This window comes from Flagellimonas onchidii, from assembly GCF_004804315.1.
In the GTDB taxonomy this organism is placed as follows: Bacteria; Bacteroidota; Bacteroidia; order Flavobacteriales; family Flavobacteriaceae; genus Flagellimonas; species Flagellimonas onchidii.
Genome location: NZ_SRXX01000042.1, coordinates 1 through 2,500 on the forward strand (window position 1 = coordinate 1; position 2,500 = coordinate 2,500).

Annotated in this window: 2 tRNA genes and 2 rRNA genes (1 of these 4 cut by a window edge); all 4 read left to right on the forward strand. The window is 51.4% G+C overall.

The window, feature by feature from the left end:
- The first annotated feature begins 218 nt into the window (after positions 1-218).
- A 16S ribosomal RNA gene (locus tag E4661_RS18785) occupies positions 219-1,742 on the forward strand.
- A gap of 109 nt (positions 1,743-1,851) precedes the next feature.
- Positions 1,852-1,925: transfer RNA gene (locus tag E4661_RS18790), tRNA-Ile, on the forward strand.
- 125 nt (positions 1,926-2,050) lie between these two features.
- A tRNA-Ala gene (locus E4661_RS18795) sits at positions 2,051-2,124 on the forward strand.
- A gap of 180 nt (positions 2,125-2,304) precedes the next feature.
- Positions 2,305-2,500, forward strand: a 23S ribosomal RNA gene (locus E4661_RS18800) (it continues 2,628 nt past the right edge of the window).
- The 16S and 23S rRNA genes sit together here with 2 tRNA genes alongside, the layout of an rRNA operon.

Here is a 2,500-nt window from a genome sequence, read left to right on the forward strand (position 1 = left end):
AAAATAACCTTTCTATATTTGCACCCGCTTAGCTGATAGGGCAGGGCGATAAGGAGAGGGTTAAAGGGTTGTTTTCGGCCCGTTTTTTTTCTCTTGAATTGAATAAGAAGTTCATTTGACATATTGTATAGACAGCGTAAAAGAGAATAACAAAGAACCATTTTGATGTCAAGGACTTGGGTATTGTTTTAGGGAGTTGAATAGATATTTAACGATAGACAATGAAGAGTTTGATCCTGGCTCAGGATGAACGCTAGCGGCAGGCCTAACACATGCAAGTCGAGGGGTAACAGAGTTTGCTTGCAAACTGCTGACGACCGGCGCACGGGTGCGGAACGCGTATGGAACCTGCCCCTGTCAGGGGAATAGCCCAGAGAAATTTGGATTAATGCCCCATGGTATCGGGATACTGCATGGTATTTTGATTAAAGATTTATCGGACAGGGATGGCCATGCGTACCATTAGCTGGTTGGTGAGGTAACGGCTTACCAAGGCAACGATGGTTAGGGGCCCTGAGAGGGGGATCCCCCACACTGGTACTGAGACACGGACCAGACTCCTACGGGAGGCAGCAGTGAGGAATATTGGACAATGGGCGGGAGCCTGATCCAGCCATGCCGCGTGCAGGATGACTGCCCTATGGGTTGTAAACTGCTTTTATACGGGAAGAAACCTGTCCACGTGTGGATAGCTGACGGTACCGTAAGAATAAGGACCGGCTAACTCCGTGCCAGCAGCCGCGGTAATACGGAGGGTCCGAGCGTTATCCGGAATCATTGGGTTTAAAGGGTCCGTAGGTGGGCCATTAAGTCAGGGGTGAAAGTCTGCGGCTCAACCGTAGAATTGCCTTTGATACTGGTGGTCTTGAGTCGTTGTGGGGTTGCCGGAACATGTGGTGTAGCGGTGAAATGCATAGATATCACATAGAACACCGATCGCGAAGGCAGGTGACCAACAACGTACTGACACTGATGGACGAAAGCGTGGGTAGCGAACGGGATTAGATACCCCGGTAGTCCACGCCGTAAACGATGGATACTAGCTGTCGGGACCTCGGTCTCGGCGGCCAAGCGAAAGTGATAAGTATCCCACCTGGGGAGTACGTTCGCAAGAATGAAACTCAAAGGAATTGACGGGGGCCCGCACAAGCGGTGGAGCATGTGGTTTAATTCGATGATACGCGAGGAACCTTACCAGGGCTTAAATGCAGTCCGACAGCTTTAGAGATAGAGTTTTCTTCGGACGGATTGCAAGGTGCTGCATGGTTGTCGTCAGCTCGTGCCGTGAGGTGTCAGGTTAAGTCCTATAACGAGCGCAACCCCTACCGTTAGTTGCCAGCGAGTCAAGTCGGGGACTCTAACGGGACTGCCGGTGCAAACCGTGAGGAAGGTGGGGACGACGTCAAATCATCACGGCCCTTACGTCCTGGGCCACACACGTGCTACAATGGCCGGTACAGAGGGAAGCCACCCCGCAAGGGGGCGCGGATCTATAAAACCGGTCACAGTTCGGATCGGGGTCTGCAACTCGACCCCGTGAAGCTGGAATCGCTAGTAATCGGATATCAGCCATGATCCGGTGAATACGTTCCCGGGCCTTGTACACACCGCCCGTCAAGCCATGGAAGCCGGGAGTGCCTGAAGTCCGTCACCGCAAGGAGCGGCCTAGGGCAAAATCGGTAACTAGGGCTAAGTCGTAACAAGGTAGCCGTACCGGAAGGTGCGGCTGGAACACCTCCTTTCTAGAGAAAGACGACCGGACAATGTCCTGTCCTTTCATCGGGGTGGTCCTTGTTTTTCTTTTATGCTGTCTTATGATATGTTCTGAAATACTGGCAATTTAGGCCAAACAGTCTCATAGCTCAGCTGGTTAGAGCGCTACACTGATAATGTAGAGGTCGGCAGTTCGAGTCTGCCTGAGACTACTGAAGGTACGAAGGTTGAAGCAGGAAGTACGAAGTTCATTGATTTGAAACATTGGAAATTTTAGAGGTTGAGTAGCCGTTATAAGTACTGTTAACTGATAACTGTTAACTGATCGCTGAAAAACGGGGAATTAGCTCAGCTGGCTAGAGCGCCTGCCTTGCACGCAGGAGGTCACCGGTTCGACTCCGGTATTCTCCACTATGGCACAGTGCTGTCCACGGTAATTTTTTTTGCCGGCGGCGGCCCGCCACAGGTTCATTGACATATTGGGACGGAAGCACGACGGATTTATGCCGTTGGTGTGGAAGTCAAAGAAGAAACACGAAGTAGAATAGAATATCAAGGATTACGAGGGCATTTGTACTTTATTGTACAGGTGCGACAAGCAAAAGAAGGGCGTATGGGGGATGCCTGGGCTCTCAGAGGCGAAGAAGGACGTGATAAGCTGCGAAAAGCCGCGGGGATCGGCACACACGAATTGATCCGCGGATGTCCGAATGGGGCAACCCACTTGGTTGAAGGCCAAGTATCCGAAAGGAGGCGAACCCGCTGAACTGAAACATCTAAGTAGGCG